This is a genomic window from Pantoea sp. SGAir0184 (assembly GCF_043544755.1).
The window spans coordinates 1,117,777-1,134,095 of sequence record NZ_CP028050.1; the positions used below are offsets into that span (position 1 = coordinate 1,117,777).

The following is a 16,319-nucleotide window of genomic DNA, read 5'->3' on the forward strand; positions in this document are numbered from 1 at the left end:
ATAAGCCAACCAGCGAGATGAATGTGCAAAACGCGGAGAAATTCATGAGTAGTAAAGAACAGAACACCCCAAACGAGCAAGTCTCAGACGAAATTCAACAGGAACAACAGCAGCCGGAAGCGGAGACAGCAACTGAGGTGGATCCGCGTGATGAGCGTATCGCCCAGCTGGAAGCGGAATTAGCGCAGGCGCAGGGTGGCGTGCGTGACGCCCAGCTGCGCGCGCAGGCTGAGATTGAAAATATCCGTCGCCGCGCCGAAATGGACGTGGAAAAAGCGCACAAGTTTGCGCTGGAAAAGTTTGCCAACGAGCTGCTGCCGGTGATTGATAGCCTGGAGCGCGCGCTGGAAGTGGCGGATAAAGATAATACCGAGCTGGCTTCGATGATTGAAGGCATCGAGCTGACGCTGAAATCACTGCTGGGTGCGGTGCGTAAGTTCGGCGTGGAAGTGGTGGGCGAAACTAATGTGCCGTTCAACCCGGAGGTGCATCAGGCGATGTCGATGATGGAGTCTGAAGAAGTGGCGCCAAACCACGTGCTGATGGTGATGCAGCGCGGTTACACCCTCAACGGTCGCCTGCTGCGCCCGGCGATGGTTGCGGTATCGAAAGCCAAAGGCTAAGCCGCTCCCGTGCAACAACGGTCGCTGATGCGGCCGTTTGTGTTTTCAGGGCAGCACCGGCGTCCAGTCGATGGGCGTCTGGCCGGCCTGGCTCAGCAGCGCATTGGCTTTGGAAAAATGCTGACAGCCAAAAAAGCCGCGATGCGCCGAAAGCGGCGAAGGATGCGGTGCTTTCAATACGTGATGACGCTGCGCATCAATAATGCTGCCTTTCTTCTGCGCGTGCGATCCCCACAGCAGGAAAATCACCCCTTCGCGATGGGTGTTGATGGCACTGATCACGTTATCGGTGAAGGTTTCCCAGCCGAAACGCGCGTGCGAATGCGCTTTGCCGGCTTCCACGGTTAACACCGTATTCAGCAGCAGCACACCCTGTTTCGCCCAGCTTTCAAGAAAGCCGTGCTGCGGACGCTGAAAGCCAGGAATGTCCTGTTCCAGCTCTTTGTACATATTCAGCAGCGACGGCGGAATGGCCACGCCCGGCAATACCGAAAACGCCAAGCCGTGTGCCTGATTCGGGCCGTGGTACGGATCCTGGCCGAGTATCACCACTTTAATATCGCCCAGTTCGGTGAGACGGAACGCGTTAAACACGTCCTTTTGCGGCGGATAGACCGTCACGCCCGCCGCACGCTCTTCGGCTACCGCTTTCAGCGTTTCCACGAAGTAAGGTTTTTCTTTCTCTTCAGCCAGCACATCGTGCCAGGTCAGCTTCTCAGCCATCATTGACTCCCTGCAAATTGATGCCTTTAGCTTAGCGTGTCCGGCGGGGCAGCAGAAGGGTAAAAATAAGTTGAACAATTGCAGAAAAAGTTAATGGTAAATATTGTTATAAATCAATTTATTAGGACAGGAGCGAAAATTCTGGCCGGGCGAAATTGATACAGGTCAAAACGAGCCAGTCAGCGCGGTGATATACCAGAGCATCACATAACCCGAAGAACCGCGCTGTGCTCGTGCCGCAGCGCTAAGCCTTGGAGGCCTCTATGATTACCGGTATTCAAATTACTCAGGCACAAAATCCGCAGCTGCTGAATTCGTTCTGGCTGCTGGACAATGAGAAAGCCGAAGCCCGCTGCCTGTGCGCAAAAGGCGATTTCACGGAAGATCAGGTTGTTGCAGTCAGCGACCTTGGCGAGATTGCTTACCGTGAAATTCCACTGGAGCAGAAACCGCAGGTGCGCGTTGAAGGCGGTCAGCACCTCAACGTTAACGTGCTGCGCCGTGAAACGCTGGAAGATGCGGTGAAGCATCCGGAAAAATATCCGCAGCTGACCATTCGCGTGTCGGGCTATGCGGTGCGCTTTAACGCGCTGACGCCAGAACAGCAGCGTGACGTTATCACCCGTACTTTTACCGAAAGCCTGTAATTGATCGGCTGACGAAAACGCACACAGCAATACAGGCCGCGCCGGTGCTTACTGGCGCGGCTTTTTTTATTTCCTGAAGAGCGAAGAGAGCCGACTGAGGGATTTTACGCCGCGAGAGTGCGATTTCGGCAGGCCAGAAAGCAAAAAATCGCCTCAGGGAGGCGATTTAATTGCTGCGATGCTGTTTTATTCCGCACCGCTCTCCGGTGTGCTGCTGCCGCTTGGCTTGCGGCGTTTACCGATATTTTTGGTATCGCGGTGACGTTTCTTCACGCGCGGTTTCTCTTCTTCTTTCGCTTTCTTCTCTTTGCGCTTCTCAAGCGCCTTTTTCGACGGTTTACCGGTGACTTTAGCACTCGGTGCACGCGTTTCCGGACGCAGCTCATCGATTACGCGCGATTTCAGTGGCTCGTTGACGTAGCGGCTGATTTTACCCAGCAGCGGATGGTCATGTGCTTCTACCAGCGAGATTGCGGTACCTTTGCGTCCGGCGCGGCCGGTACGGCCAATGCGGTGCAGATAGACATCGGCGGTGCGCGGTAAGTCATAGTTGATGACGTGGGTGACGTTATCAATGTCGATACCGCGCGCGGCGACATCGGTCGCGACCAGCACGTTAACGCGACCGTCATTCAGGCGTTTTATCGCTTCGTTACGGTTAGCCTGTACCATTTCGCCTTCGAGGTAGCTGCTGCGCAGGCCGGCTTCGTGCATCCAGGTCACCAGCTCATGCAGGCGCTCGCGTTTGCGTACAAACACGATGGCACGCTTCACTTCCGGCTGCTTTAGCAGATGCACCAGCAGTTTGGTTTTGTGCTCAAGGTTGTCGGCGCGGTAATACCACTGCTGAATCTTTTTGCGCTCGCTTTTGCTTGGATCGGCTTCAATCGCTACCGGATCGTTCAGCAGGCGCTCGGCGAAATCTTTGATGTTGTCGCCTTCCAGCGTGGCCGAGAACAGCAGCGTCTGTTTGCGCCAGCGCGTTTCACCGGCAATGGTCTCGATATCCTGCGCAAAGCCCATGTCCAGCATGCGGTCGGCTTCGTCCAGAATCAGCGTTTCTACCGCACGGCAGTCAAAGTTCTCTTCTTTGATGTACTGCAGCAGACGGCCGGTGGTCGCGACCACGATGTCCTGATTTTCACTGAACACTTCCGCGTGGTTCATATAGGCCACGCCGCCGGTGATGGTGGCGATATCGAGATGGGTATGTTTGGCCAGCTCGCGCGCCTGGTCGGCAACCTGCATCGCCAGTTCACGCGTCGGCGTGAGGATCAGAATGCGCGGCGGCCCTGATTTTTTACGCGGGAAATCGAGCAGGTGCTGTAAAGCGGGCAGCAGGTAGGCTGCGGTTTTCCCCGTTCCGGTTGGTGCCGAACCCAGAACGTCACGGCCTTCCAGCGCGGCAGGAATGGCCTCAGCCTGAATGGCAGTCGGGCGCGTGAAGCCTTTATCCTGCAGGGCTTCCAGCAGGCTTTCGTCGAGTTCGAGTTCGGAGAATGTGGTTACGGTCATGGTCTACCTCAGTTTGGGGCGCTGATTATAGACAGTTCAGCCACAATCTTCATCTGTTTGTGTTGCACAGGTGAAGGTGAATTCACTTCGCGACCACGTTACACTTCCGGCAGGAGCAAATTCAATGGTCGTTAAGCATGTCTCAGCCGCAACCGCCAGCGCGGGCGATGTTAAGAAAAGATGGGTTCACGTTTAAGCAATTTTTTGTCGCGCACGATCGCTGTGCCATGAAGGTCGGCACCGATGGGGTGCTGCTCGGTGCCTGGGCGCCGGTGGCAGGCGTACGGCGCATACTGGATATCGGCTGCGGCAGCGGCCTGATTGCGCTGATGCTGGCGCAGCGCACGCCGGATGACGTCAGTATCGATGCCGTCGAACTGGAGCGCAGTGCCGCCGCGCAGGCGCAGGAGAACGTCGCCGCGTCGCCGTGGGCGCATCGCATCGCGGTGCATGCGCAGGACATCGTCAGCTGGAGTGAGCAGGCAGAAAAACGCTACTCGCTGATTGTCAGCAATCCGCCGTTTTTCACCCCGGGTATGGCCTCAGCCAGCGTCGAACGCGATACCGCGCGCAGCACGGCAACGCTTGATCATCCCACTCTGCTGCGCTGTGCGGCACAGCTGATTGAAGAAGAGGGGCTATTTTGCGTGGTGCTGCCCGCGGATGCCGGCGAAAACCTGATTACACTGGCGCGTGCCGAAGGCTGGCATCTGCGTTATCGCTATGATGTGGCACCTTACGCGCAGCGACCGCCGAACCGGCTGGTGCTGGGCTTTTCACCTGCCGCAGGCGAACTCGTGCAGGAGCGTCTCGCCATTCGTGATGAAGATAAAAGCTATTCGGCGGACTGGCTGAGCCTGGTAACCGATTTCTATCTGTTCCGCTAGGCTACCGGCTGCAGCACCGTAGGCTGTGCCTCGGGCAGCGTATGCGGATAGTCGCGGGTGAAGTGCAGCCCGCGGCTCTCTTTGCGCGCCAGCGCACAGCGCACCATCAGCTCTGCCACCTGTACCAGATTGCGCAGCTCCAGCAGATTGTTGGAGAGGCGAAAATGCGCATAGTATTCATCTATCTCCTGCTGTAGCAGCGTAATGCGGCGCAGGGCGCGCTCCAGCCGCTTGGTGGTACGCACGATGCCCATGTAGTCCCACATTAATAGCCGCAGCTCATGCCAGTTGTGCTGAATCACCACCCGTTCATCGGCATCGTCGACGCGGCTTTCATCCCACGCCGGCAGGTGATCGACGGCGTGCATCTGCGGCAGACGGCGCACAATATCTTCGGCCGCCGACCAGCCATACACCAGACACTCCAGCAGCGAATTCGATGCCATGCGGTTAGCGCCGTGCAGGCCGGTGTAGCTGACCTCACCAATCGCATACAGCCCGTCGACATCGGTGCGACCATGCTGATCCACCATCACGCCGCCGCAGGTGTAATGCGCGGCGGGCACAATCGGAATCGGCTGCTGTGTCAGATCGAGGCCAAACGTCAGCAGCTTGTCATAGATCATCGGAAAGTGGGCACGCACAAAGCTGGCCGGCTGATGGCTGATGTCGAGATACATGCAGTCGACGCCCAGGCGCTTCATTTCGTGATCGATCGCGCGCGCCACGATATCGCGCGGTGCCAGTTCGGCGCGCGCATCGAAATCCGGCATAAAGCGCGAACCGTCCGGGCGCAGTAGCCAGGCACCTTCGCCGCGCAGCGCTTCGGTCAGCAAAAAGTTTTGCGCCTGCGGATGAAACAGGCAGGTAGGGTGAAACTGATTGAACTCCAGATTGGCCACCCGGCAGCCGGCGCGCCACGCCATCGCGATGCCGTCGCCGGAAGCGACATCCGGATTAGTGGTGTACTGATATACCTTCGCCGCACCGCCGGTGGCCAGCACCACGCTGCGGGCGCGGCAGGTTTCAACCTGTTCGCGATTGCGATTCCAGATCCACGCGCCCACCACGCGCCGCGTTCCGGGCAGGCCAATTTTATCGGAGAGGATTAAATCCACCGCGTTGGCGCGCTCAATAACGCGAATATTGGGATGGCTGAGCGCCTGGCTGACCAGCGTGGTTTCGACCGCGCGCCCGGTGGCGTCGGCGCTGTGTAAGATACGGCGATGGCTGTGACCGCCTTCGCGCGTCAGGTGATAGCGCGCATTGCCGTTATCCTGTGGCTCGCGATCAAACGCCACGCCGTTATCGATCAGCCACTGTACGCACGGGCGCGCATTGCTGGCGATAAAATTCACCGTCTCGCGATCGCACAGGCCTGCACCGGCAATCAGCGTATCTTCGACGTGTGATTCAATGCTGTCGTTTTCATCAAACACCGCCGCAATCCCGCCCTGTGCATACAGCGTGGAGCCTTCGCTAATCTGCGCTTTACTCAGCACCGTTACCTGATAGTGCGGTGCCAGCCGCAGCGCCAGAGATAAACCGGCCGCGCCGCTGCCAACAATCAGTACATCACAGCTATGATCGGGAATGGGGTTCATGATGTTTAATTTACTAAACAAAAGGTCCCCCGAGCATAAGCCCGGACGCCGCTGGTGTGAAGTATTTTGAACAAAAAACGCGGGAAAATTCGACGCAATAATCAGATTGTAATGCGATTTCAGTAAGTTATGTCTGAAAATAAGCGATTAGTGTTTTTTATACCAAACACGCTGAAAATTCAGGGAATAAAGGTGAAAAATGCGGCGTCATAGGGTACTCTGCCAGCGATTATCGGTGCCGCCAACGACACCACCAGTGCGGTAAGTCGCTACACTGAAAGACCATCAACAACAACGATGTCAGGGCACCGGTACAGAAAATATCAGGTCGTGGTGAACTTCAGGCCAGAACGGGACTCTAAGCGCATGCTTGCTCACAATAAATGAGATGTGCTGGCAGTTCACTTACGCATAAAAGAGATTTGGGGAGACATTACCTCGGATGAGCGAGCAGTTAACGGATCAGGTTCTCGTTGAGCGGGTTCAGAAAGGAGATCAAAAGTCATTTAATTTACTGGTGATCCGATACCAGCATAAAGTGGCGAGCCTGGTTTCACGTTATGTCCCGTCAGGCGATGTGCCTGATGTGGTTCAGGAATCTTTCATTAAAGCGTATCGCGCACTGGAGTCGTTCCGGGGTGATAGCGCCTTTTACACGTGGCTGTACCGCATTGCGGTCAACACCGCGAAGAATTATCTGGTGGCTCAGGGGCGCCGGCCGCCGTCCAGCGATGTGGACGCGATTGACGCGGAAAATTTCGAAAGTGCGGGTGCGCTAAAAGAAATTTCGAACCCTGAGAACTTAATGTTGTCAGACGAACTGAAACAAATTGTTTTTCGGACGATTGAGGCGTTGCCTGAAGATCTGCGTATGGCCATCACCCTGCGGGAACTGGATGGTCTGAGTTACGAAGAGATCGCCGCCATCATGGATTGTCCGGTAGGTACCGTACGTTCACGTATCTTCCGGGCCCGGGAAGCCATTGATAATAAAGTTCAACCGCTTATCCAACGTCAGTGATAACGGCTACTGGAAGGGTACCAAAACATGCAGAAAGAAAAACTTTCCGCTTTAATGGATGGTGAAACTTTAGATAACGAGCTGCTGGCGTCGTTATCGAAGGATGCAGATCTACAAAAAAGCTGGGAAAGCTACCATCTGATCCGCGACACCCTGCGGGGCGATGTGGGCGAAGTGCTGCATTTTGATATCTCCGCACGCGTTGCTGCCGCGATCGAAAACGAGCCGGTGCGCAAAGTGACTTCGTTGATCCCGGAAGCACAGCCGGAGCCGTCGCGCTGGCAGAAAATGCCGTTCTGGCGTCGCGGTGGCGGCTGGGTTGCTCAGGTCACGCAGATTGGTGTGGCGGCCTGTGTGTCGCTGGCGGTGATCGTCGGTGTGCAGCACTACAACAGCTCACCAGCGGGTAGTGCGACGGAAACCTCGGACGCGCCAGCCTTTAATACCTTACCGATGATGGGTAAAGCGTCACCGGTCAGCCTGGGCGTGCCGTCTGATGCTTTTGACACCAACAGCTCAAATCAGCAGGTGCAGGAGCAGCGTCGCCGCGTGAATGCCATGTTGCAGGATTACGAACTGCAACGCCGTCTGCATGCCGATCAGGTGCAGTTTGAAAGCAATGCGCCGCAACAGGCGCAGGCTAACGTTCCCGGAACTCAGTCGTTAGGAACTCAACAGCAGTAATGAAGCAGCTTTGGTGTGCCGTTAGCCTGCTGGCAGGCAGCCTGCTTTGGTCATCTACCGCCCCGGCGCAGACATCTGCGTCCGGGGCGTTGTTACAGCAGATGGAGCAGGCCAGCCAGAACCTCAACTACGAATTCGCCTATATCAATGTCTCACGTCTGGGCATTGAATCCCTGCGTTACCGCCATGCGGTCATCGACAATCGCGTGTTCGCTCAGCTGTTACAGATGGACGGACCGCGTCGTGAAGTGATCCAGCGCGGCAACGACATCAGCTATTTCGAACCGGGTCTCGATCCGTTCTCGCTGCCGGGCAACCACATTATTGATGCGCTGCCGGCGCTGATGTTCGCTGACTTCTCGCGCCTTGGCGATGCCTACGATTTTATTCCGGTAGGGCGTTCCCGCATGGCCGATCAGATGTGCGAAGTGGTGCGCATCGTGTCGCGTGACGGCACGCGTTATAGCTACGTGGTGTGGCTGGACGTCGATACCAAATTGCCGCTGCGGATTGATTTGCTGGATCGCGACGGTGAGACGCTGGAGCAGTTCCGCGTCATCAGTTTTGCCGTCGATGAAGGCGTGCGCAATCTGATGCAGGGGCTGGAAAAAGCCAATCTGCCGCCGTCGCTGTCGTTACCGGCGGGCGATAAAGTGCAGCTCAGCTGGCAACCGGGCTGGCTGCCGGCCGGCATGAAGCTAATTTCGCAAAGCCGGCGTGATATTCCGGCGATGAACAAAACCGTAGAATCTCGTCTGTACAGCGATGGCCTGTTCAGTTTCGCTATTAACATCACGCCTGCCGATAAAAGCAGTTCGCCACAGTCATTGCGCACTGGGCGTCGTACGGTGCAGACCGAAGTGCGCGATAATCGTGAAATTACCGTGGTGGGCGAATTGCCGCCGACCACTGCCAAACGTATCGCGGACAGCATAGATTCAGGTGCGACAAAATGATGAGAGAATGGGCCACCGTGGTGGCATGGAAAGAGGGCGTCGCTACTCTGCATTCGGAAGCGAAAACCTCCTGCAACAGTTGTTCAGCGCGCAAAGGCTGCGGCAGCCATGCGCTCAACCAGCTGGGACCGAAAAACGCCCATGTGATGACTATCGCCAGTCCGGAGCCGCTACAGCCGGGCCAGCGCATTGAACTGGGCATTCGCGAAAGCAGCCTGCTCGGCTCTGCGCTGCTGGTGTATATGACGCCGCTGTTTGGTCTGTTCCTGGTCGCGGGCCTGTTCCAGATGCTGTTCCACAGCGACCTGGCGGCGGCCTGCGGTGCGCTGCTGGGTGGCGTTGGCGGCTTTATTGTTGCCAAAGGGGTTTCCAGCCGGTTTGGCGATCGCGAAGCGTTCCAGCCGGTGATTCTCAGCGTTGCGCTCCCGCCTGATGCGCTACGAGTGGAAAACCATAGTTGATCCCCGTTCAGGCCGCGTATTGCGCGGCCTTTTCATTTCGTCTTAATCGCTGAATTCTGTTGCGATTCCCCGCAGTTCCATTCTTTAACGCGCGGCGTTAACAGTGTAATATGCGTCGTCATTAATGAGGCTGACAGGGTTCCGGGTAAAGCTCACTTGCCTGAATGTGTCTGTGCTCACGTTTTCAACTGATTTTCTACGTGAAGATATTCATATAAATGAAGCACATACGAAATTTCTCCATTATCGCTCACATTGACCACGGCAAATCAACGCTCTCTGACCGTTTGATTCAGATTTGCGGTGGCCTGAGCGATCGTGAGATGGCGGCGCAGGTTCTGGATTCGATGGATCTGGAGCGCGAGCGCGGCATCACCATTAAAGCGCAGAGCGTTACGCTCGATTACCACGCGCCAAACGGTGAAACTTACCAGCTCAATTTTATCGACACCCCAGGCCATGTTGACTTCTCTTATGAAGTTTCCCGCTCGCTGGCGGCCTGTGAAGGGGCATTGCTGGTGGTTGATGCAGGTCAGGGCGTTGAAGCGCAGACCCTGGCGAACTGCTACACCGCCATGGAAATGGATCTGGAAGTGGTACCGGTACTGAACAAGATCGACCTGCCTGCGGCCGACCCGGAGCGCGTGGCGGAAGAGATTGAAGATATCGTCGGCATTGACGCCGCGGATGCGGTGCGTTGCTCGGCGAAAACCGGCGTCGGCGTACCGGATGTGCTGGAACGTCTGGTGCGCGACATTCCGCCGCCGGAAGGTGATGCGGAAGGCCCGCTGCAGGCGCTGATCATCGACTCCTGGTTTGATAACTACCTCGGTGTTGTGTCGCTGATCCGTATTAAAAACGGCACGCTGCGTAAAGGCGATAAAGTGAAGGTAATGAGTACCGGCCAGGTGTACAACGCTGACCGTCTCGGCATTTTCACGCCAAAACAAATTGACCGTACCGAGCTGAAGTGTGGCGAGGTAGGCTGGCTGGTGTGCGCCATCAAAGACATCCTCGGCGCCCCGGTGGGCGATACCCTGACGCTGCAGCGCAACCCTGCGGATAAAGCGCTGCCGGGCTTCAAAAAAGTGAAGCCGCAGGTGTATGCCGGTCTGTTCCCGGTAAGCTCCGACGACTACGAAGCTTTCCGTGATGCATTAGGCAAGCTGAGCCTGAACGACGCCTCGCTGTTCTATGAGCCAGAGAGCTCCACCGCGCTGGGCTTTGGCTTCCGCTGTGGCTTCCTCGGCCTGCTGCACATGGAGATCATCCAGGAGCGTCTGGAGCGTGAATACGATCTCGACCTGATCACCACCGCGCCAACGGTTGTGTACGAAGTGGAAACCACTGACGGAGAAGTGGTGTACGTCGACAGCCCATCGAAGCTGCCGCCGCTGAATAATATTGCTGAACTGCGCGAACCGATCGCTGAGTGTCATATGCTGCTGCCGCAGGAGTTTCTGGGCAACGTCATTACGCTGTGTATCGAAAAACGCGGTGTGCAGACTAACATGGTTTACCACGGCAAACAGGTTGCGCTGACCTATGAGATTCCGATGGCGGAAGTGGTACTCGACTTCTTCGACCGTCTGAAATCAACGTCGCGCGGCTATGCGTCGCTGGACTATAACTTCAAACGTTTCCAGACCTCTGACATGGTGCGCGTCGACGTCCTGATTAACTCAGAACGCGTTGATGCGCTGGCGCTGATTACGCACCGTGATAACTCTCAGTATCGTGGCCGCGAGCTGGTGGAGAAGATGAAAGATCTGATCCCGCGCCAGCAGTTCGATATTGCGATTCAGGCTGCAATCGGCAACCACATTATCGCTCGCTCAACAGTGAAACAGCTGCGTAAAAACGTCCTGGCGAAATGCTATGGCGGTGACGTCAGCCGTAAGAAAAAGCTGTTGCAGAAGCAGAAAGAAGGTAAGAAGCGAATGAAGCAGGTCGGCAACGTTGAGCTGCCGCAGGAAGCATTCCTTGCCATTCTGCATGTCGGTAAAGACAGCAAATAAGGAACTTTAATGGCTAACATGTTCGCCCTGATTCTGGTGATTGCCACTCTGTTAACCGGCATCATCTGGTGTATCGATCGCTTTAAGTGGGCCCCGGCGCGCCGGGCAAAGCAGGCGGCGGCACAGGCTCAGGCAGGTAATTCGCTCGACAGCAAAACGCTGGCCAAAGTGGCCGCGCAGCCAGGCTGGGTTGAAACCGCAGCGTCGGTGTTCCCGGTGCTGGCGGTGGTACTGATCGTGCGCTCGTTTATCTTCGAACCGTTTCAGATCCCTTCTGGCTCGATGATGCCGACGCTGCTGATTGGCGACTTCATCCTGGTGGAGAAATTTGCTTACGGCATCAAAGATCCGATCACGCAAACCACGCTGATCCCGACCGGCCATCCGCAGCGCGGAGATGTCGCGGTGTTCAAATACCCGAAGGATCCGAGCGTGGATTACATCAAGCGCGTGATCGGTCTGCCGGGCGACAAAGTGGTGTTTGATCCTTACAGCAAAACCCTGACCATCAACCCAGGCTGCGGCACGGGCAAGTGTGACACGGCGCTGCCGGTGACCTATACCAACATTGAGCCGAGCGATTTCATCCAGACCTTCAGCGGCTTTGATGGTAACGAAACCGGCAACGGTTTCTACCAGGTGCCGCAGGGCGAAACGCTGCGGGGCGGCCTGCGTCTTGGCACGCGCAAAGAGACGCTGGGCAACGTCACGCACGATATCCTGCTGGTGAACGAAGCGCAGAGCCAGGCGAGCATGTATTATCAGCAGCCGGGTCAGCCGCAGGCCACGTGGATTGTGCCGCAGGGGCAATACTTCATGATGGGCGATAACCGTGATAACAGCGCCGACAGCCGCTACTGGGGCTTTGTGCCCGAGAAGAATCTGGTCGGCAAAGCGGTTGCTATCTGGATGAGCTTTGAGAAACAGGAAGGACAGTGGCCGACCGGCGTGCGACTGAGTCGCATTGGCGGTATTCACTGATTTAAAAACGGTTGGCTTCCTGCGAGTCAGGGAGCCACTGCACACCAAACAGAACGTGCTGGACCTTCAGCCCTGTTTGGTATGCAGAGTCACAGACGCACAGAACAACTGGAATCGCATGAACCCCATCCTCATTAACAAGCTGCAGCGCAAACTGGGCTACACTTTTACTCATCCGGAATTACTGCAGCAGGCTCTGACTCACCGCAGCGCCAGCAGCAAACATAACGAGCGTCTTGAATTTCTTGGCGATTCTATCCTCAGCTATGTGATTGCCAACGCGCTGTATCACCGCTTCCCGCGCGTGGACGAAGGCGACATGAGCCGCATGCGTGCCACGCTGGTACGCGGCAACACGCTGGCCGAAATGGCGCGCGAGTTTGAGCTGGGCGAATGTCTGCGTCTGGGGCCGGGCGAGCTGAAAAGCGGCGGATTTCGCCGGGAATCCATCCTCGCGGATACCGTGGAAGCGCTGATCGGCGGCATCTTCCTCGACAGCAATATTCAGACGGTAGAGAAGCTGATTCTCGACTGGTACCAGAATCGCCTTGAGCAGATCAGCCCGGGCGATAAGCAAAAAGATCCGAAAACGCGCCTGCAGGAGTATCTGCAGGGCCGTCATCTGCCGCTGCCGTCTTATCTGGTGGTACAGGTACGTGGCGAAGCGCACGATCAGGAATTCACCATTCACTGTCAGGTGAGTGGGATGGCTGAACCGGTGGTGGGCGTGGGCTCCAGCCGCCGTAAAGCAGAGCAGGCCGCTGCCGAACAGGCATTGATCAAACTTGGCCTCGAATAAATTGTCATTTCGCAGCTTCAGCAGTGAGGCTGCCCAATCAGGACCCGAATGAGCGAACTCGAAACATACAGCGGCTTTATCGCGATTGTCGGCCGGCCTAACGTCGGCAAATCCACCTTACTGAACCAGCTGCTGGGGCAGAAGGTGTCGATCACCTCGCGCAAACCGCAAACCACGCGCCACCGCATCATGGGTATTCATACCGAAGGCGCTTACCAGGCGATCTACGTGGATACACCCGGGCTGCACATGGAAGAGAAGCGGGCGATCAACCGCCTGATGAACCGTGCTGCCAGCAGCTCCATCGGCGATGTTGAGCTGGTGATTTTTGTCGTGGAAGGTACGCGCTGGACGCCTGACGATGAGATGGTGCTCAACAAGCTGCGTGACGGCAAAGTGCCGGTGGTGCTGGCGGTAAACAAAGTCGACAACATCCAGGATAAAAGCATCCTGCTGCCGCACCTGCAGTTCCTCAGCCAGCAGATGAACTTCCTCGAGATCGTGCCGATTTCCGCCGAAACCGGTAAAAACGTGGATGCGATTGCGGAAATTGCCCGCAAGCGCCTGCCGCTGTCGGATCACCACTTCCCGGAAGACTACATCACCGATCGCTCGCAGCGTTTCATGGCTTCAGAAATCATCCGTGAAAAACTGATGCGCTTCCTCGGCGCCGAGTTACCGTATTCGGTTACCGTGGAGATCGAGCAGTTCGTCTCTAACGAGCGCGGCGGCTATGACATCAACGGTTTGATTCTGGTCGAGCGCGAAGGGCAGAAGAAGATGGTGATTGGCAACAAAGGTGCCAAAATCAAAACCATCGGTATCGAAGCGCGCAAAGACATGGAAGAGATGTTCGAGGCGAAAGTTCATCTCGAGCTGTGGGTCAAAGTGAAATCGGGCTGGGCGGACGACGAACGTGCGCTGCGCAGCCTGGGTTATACAGACGACTAATTGATGGAAGGCTGGCAACGCGCCTTTGTGCTGCATAGTCGCCCTTACAGCGAAACCAGCCTGCTGCTCGACCTGTTCAGCGAAAGTCAGGGACGCGTCCGCGTCCTTGCCAAGGGCGCACGCTCGCGCCGTTCCCAGCTTAAAGGCGCACTGCAACCCTTTACACCGCTACTGGTGCGCTGGGGCGGTCGTGGCGAAGTCAAAACCCTGCGTAACGCCGAAGCGGTGTCGCTGGCGCTGCCGCTCAGCGGCATCACGCTCTACTGTGGCCTGTATGTTAACGAGCTGCTGTCGCGGGTGCTGGAGCAGGAAATTCCCTTCTCCGAACTGTTCTTCGATTATCTCTCCTGTATCCAGACGCTGGCGGCGGCCAACGGTTCGCCCGAGCCAGCGCTGCGCCGTTTTGAGCTGGCACTGCTTGGCCATCTGGGCTACGGCGTCGACTTTCTGCACTGCGCCGGCAGCGGCGAGGCGGTCGACGACAGCATGACCTACAGCTATCGCGAAGAGAAGGGCTTTATCGCCAGTCTGGTGGTCAATCAGCGCAGTTTTACTGGCCGCCAGCTGCGCGCGCTGTGGGAGCGCGAATTTCCTGATGCCGACACGCTGCGTGCCGCCAAACGCTTCACGCGCATGGCGCTGAAACCTTATCTGGGCGGTAAGCCGCTGAAGAGTCAGGAGCTGTTCCGTCAGTTTGTGCCGAAAAAACGACCGAACGTGGCAAACGACGAGCGCGGGTGATGCACCTGACAGGCTCCGCGCGTTACACTGCAAACATACTGAACACATTTAAGGATTGTCATGGCTGAGTTGCTGTTAGGGGTCAACATCGATCACATTGCCACCGTACGTAACGCACGTGGCACAAACTATCCTGATCCGGTACAGGCCGCGTTTGTCGCGGAGCAGGCGGGCGCAGACGGCATTACCGTGCACCTGCGTGAAGATCGCCGTCACATCACCGATCGCGACGTGCGGATCCTACGCGACACCATTCATACCCGCATGAATCTTGAGATGGCGGTCACCGACGAAATGGTCGGCATCGCCTGCGACATCAAACCGCATTTTGTCTGCCTGGTGCCGGAAAAGCGTCAGGAAGTGACGACCGAAGGCGGCCTTGATGTGGCCGGTCAGCAGGACAAGGTCAACGCGGCAGTCAAACAGCTGAGCGAGGCGGGCATTCTGGTGTCGCTGTTTATCGATGCCGATCAGCGCCAGATTGAAGCGGCGGTCGCCAGCGGTGCGCCTTACATTGAAATCCACACTGGCGCCTATGCTGAAGCAGCGGAAGGGCTGGCGCGCGATGCCGAGCTGGCGCGTATCGCCAGCGCTGCGACCTTTGCCGCCAGCTGCGGCCTGAAGGTGAATGCTGGCCACGGTCTGACGTATCACAACGTCCAGCCAATTGCTGCCCTGCCGGAAATGCATGAGCTGAACATTGGTCACGCGATTATCGGTCGTGCGTTGTTCAGCGGTCTTGCAGCGGCGGTCAGCGACATGAAGGCGCTGATGCGGGAAGCGCGTCGCTAATGGCCATTCTGGGGCTGGGCAGCGATATCGTCGAAATCGAGCGTATCGCCGGCGTGATTGAACGCTCCGGCGATCGTCTGGCGCGCCGCGTGCTGAGCGAAGCTGAGTGGCAGCAGTATCAGGCGCATCAGCAGCCGGTGCGCTTCCTCGCCAAACGTTTTGCGGTGAAAGAGGCAGCGGCAAAAGCGTTCGGCACCGGCATTCGCGGTGGTTTAGCGTTCAATCAGTTTGAAGTGTACAACGATGCGCTGGGGAAGCCAGGCCTGCGTTTCTTTGAACAGGCCAAAGTGATTGCCAGCCAGCTGGGCGTGCAGCATGTGCACGTCACGCTGGCCGACGAGCGCCACTATGCCTGCGCCACGGTGATTATCGAAGATTAAGCGTGCAGCAGCACAAACTTCTCCCACAGCGCGTCGCGACTTTCCACGTGCTGTGGGTCTGAAAGAATAGTGTTATCAATCGGGCAGACGCTCTGACAGGTCGGCTCATCATAATGACCCACGCATTCAGTGCAGCGGTCAGCGTCGATCTGATAGATCGATTCACCCATGCTAATCGCCTGGTTCGGGCACTCAGGCTCGCACATGTCGCAGTTAATGCAGCGCTCAGTAATTATCAGTGCCATGGCATAAGCTCATCAGTTGCTTGTTTTCATTGCATGTTTCATGGTTAGTTCCGCTCTCCGGGGTAAAACGCCTGCTGAAATAGCGCTTTGCAGTTTGATTTTTCAATCGATGCAGGCGTAAACCAGCGGGGCGAGCCCCTGAGCGGCACGCATATTATCACGCCGGGTGGCGTTCAAAAAATGACTTAGCGTAGTATTCAGCCGCCAGCAGAACGTGGCTGCTACCAGCCGATCTGATGTCGCGCCATAGCCAGAAAACCACGCAACGGTAAGCAGAGCCGTTGCGCGGTT

At 56.8% G+C, this 16,319-nt stretch carries 18 protein-coding genes; 14 read left to right on the top strand and 4 right to left on the bottom strand.

The features are described from left to right. Window positions 1-44 precede the first annotated feature (44 nt). On the top strand, window positions 45-623 hold the full coding sequence (gene grpE, locus C1N60_RS05085) for a nucleotide exchange factor GrpE (protein ID WP_394521468.1): 579 nt from the start codon (window positions 45-47) through the stop codon (window positions 621-623). Window positions 624-668: 45 nt separating this feature from the next. Here grpE and ung read toward each other — a convergent pair whose 3' ends face one another. Next, window positions 669-1,346 carry a uracil-DNA glycosylase gene (ung, locus tag C1N60_RS05090; protein WP_058775636.1) on the bottom strand — a complete coding sequence of 226 codons (678 nt, stop codon included), beginning with the start codon at window positions 1,344-1,346 and terminating at the stop codon, window positions 669-671. A gap of 263 nt (window positions 1,347-1,609) precedes the next feature. On the opposite strand from ung, the gene grcA reads away from it, so the two are divergent. Further along, entirely contained in the window at window positions 1,610-1,993 is a 384-nt protein-coding gene (grcA, locus tag C1N60_RS05095; protein WP_021506514.1) for an autonomous glycyl radical cofactor GrcA, read from the top strand. 186 nt (window positions 1,994-2,179) lie between these two features. Here grcA and srmB read toward each other — a convergent pair whose 3' ends face one another. Beyond that, entirely contained in the window at window positions 2,180-3,508 is a 1,329-nt protein-coding gene (gene srmB, locus C1N60_RS05100; protein WP_021506515.1) for an ATP-dependent RNA helicase SrmB, read from the bottom strand. A gap of 137 nt (window positions 3,509-3,645) precedes the next feature. Between srmB and C1N60_RS05105 the strand changes: the two genes are divergently transcribed. Further along, complete coding sequence (locus tag C1N60_RS05105) at window positions 3,646-4,395, top strand: tRNA(1)(Val) (adenine(37)-N(6))-methyltransferase TrmN (protein ID WP_058758274.1); 750 nt, start codon at window positions 3,646-3,648, stop codon at window positions 4,393-4,395. Here C1N60_RS05105 and nadB read toward each other — a convergent pair. Further along, window positions 4,392-5,999, bottom strand: coding sequence for an L-aspartate oxidase (nadB, locus tag C1N60_RS05110; protein WP_058758275.1), 1,608 nt, complete (start codon window positions 5,997-5,999; stop codon window positions 4,392-4,394). The genes C1N60_RS05105 and nadB overlap by 4 nt on opposite strands. 442 nt (window positions 6,000-6,441) lie before the next feature. On the opposite strand from nadB, the gene rpoE reads away from it, so the two are divergent. The 11 genes from rpoE to acpS all read left to right on the top strand — a co-directional run bounded on the left by rpoE (window position 6,442) and on the right by acpS (window position 15,783). Next, the gene (gene rpoE / locus C1N60_RS05115) at window positions 6,442-7,020 is read left to right on the top strand and encodes an RNA polymerase sigma factor RpoE (RefSeq protein WP_010617748.1); all 579 of its coding nucleotides are present in this window, start codon (window positions 6,442-6,444) and stop codon (window positions 7,018-7,020) included. A gap of 27 nt (window positions 7,021-7,047) precedes the next feature. Beyond that, the gene (gene rseA / locus C1N60_RS05120) at window positions 7,048-7,704 is read left to right on the top strand and encodes an anti-sigma-E factor RseA (protein WP_021506518.1); all 657 of its coding nucleotides are present in this window, start codon (window positions 7,048-7,050) and stop codon (window positions 7,702-7,704) included. Further along, window positions 7,704-8,660: a sigma-E factor regulatory protein RseB gene (gene rseB / locus C1N60_RS05125; RefSeq protein ID WP_031279374.1), complete on the top strand. Its 957-nt coding sequence runs from the start codon at window positions 7,704-7,706 to the stop codon at window positions 8,658-8,660. The genes rseA and rseB overlap by 1 nt, the downstream gene beginning before the upstream one ends. Further along, window positions 8,657-9,121 carry a SoxR-reducing system protein RseC gene (gene rseC / locus C1N60_RS05130; protein ID WP_021506520.1) on the top strand — a complete coding sequence of 155 codons (465 nt, stop codon included), beginning with the start codon at window positions 8,657-8,659 and terminating at the stop codon, window positions 9,119-9,121. Before rseB ends, rseC begins: the two co-directional genes overlap by 4 nt. A 218-nt stretch (window positions 9,122-9,339) precedes the next feature. Continuing rightward, window positions 9,340-11,139 carry a translation elongation factor 4 gene (gene lepA / locus C1N60_RS05135; RefSeq protein ID WP_058758277.1) on the top strand — a complete coding sequence of 600 codons (1,800 nt, stop codon included), beginning with the start codon at window positions 9,340-9,342 and terminating at the stop codon, window positions 11,137-11,139. A gap of 9 nt (window positions 11,140-11,148) precedes the next feature. Continuing rightward, complete coding sequence (gene lepB / locus C1N60_RS05140; RefSeq protein ID WP_021506522.1) at window positions 11,149-12,120, top strand: signal peptidase I; 972 nt, start codon at window positions 11,149-11,151, stop codon at window positions 12,118-12,120. A 118-nt stretch (window positions 12,121-12,238) separates the two neighbouring features. Beyond that, window positions 12,239-12,919 (top strand): ribonuclease III, encoded by a 681-nt coding sequence (gene rnc / locus C1N60_RS05145; RefSeq protein WP_021506523.1) that lies wholly within the window; start codon window positions 12,239-12,241, stop codon window positions 12,917-12,919. 48 nt (window positions 12,920-12,967) lie between these two features. Then, on the top strand, window positions 12,968-13,870 hold the full coding sequence (gene era / locus C1N60_RS05150) for a GTPase Era (protein WP_058758278.1): 903 nt from the start codon (window positions 12,968-12,970) through the stop codon (window positions 13,868-13,870). Between the two features lie 3 nt (window positions 13,871-13,873). Further along, window positions 13,874-14,611 (top strand): DNA repair protein RecO, encoded by a 738-nt coding sequence (gene recO / locus C1N60_RS05155; protein ID WP_058775641.1) that lies wholly within the window; start codon window positions 13,874-13,876, stop codon window positions 14,609-14,611. A gap of 60 nt (window positions 14,612-14,671) precedes the next feature. Then, window positions 14,672-15,403 (top strand): pyridoxine 5'-phosphate synthase, encoded by a 732-nt coding sequence (pdxJ, locus tag C1N60_RS05160; RefSeq protein WP_394521469.1) that lies wholly within the window; start codon window positions 14,672-14,674, stop codon window positions 15,401-15,403. Next, complete coding sequence (acpS, locus tag C1N60_RS05165) at window positions 15,403-15,783, top strand: holo-ACP synthase (RefSeq protein WP_010617758.1); 381 nt, start codon at window positions 15,403-15,405, stop codon at window positions 15,781-15,783. Before pdxJ ends, acpS begins: the two co-directional genes overlap by 1 nt. On the opposite strand, the gene C1N60_RS05170 is transcribed toward acpS, so the two are convergent. Further along, window positions 15,780-16,028: a YfhL family 4Fe-4S dicluster ferredoxin gene (locus tag C1N60_RS05170; protein ID WP_010617759.1), complete on the bottom strand. Its 249-nt coding sequence runs from the start codon at window positions 16,026-16,028 to the stop codon at window positions 15,780-15,782. The genes acpS and C1N60_RS05170 overlap by 4 nt on opposite strands. Window positions 16,029-16,319: the final 291 nt, after the last annotated feature.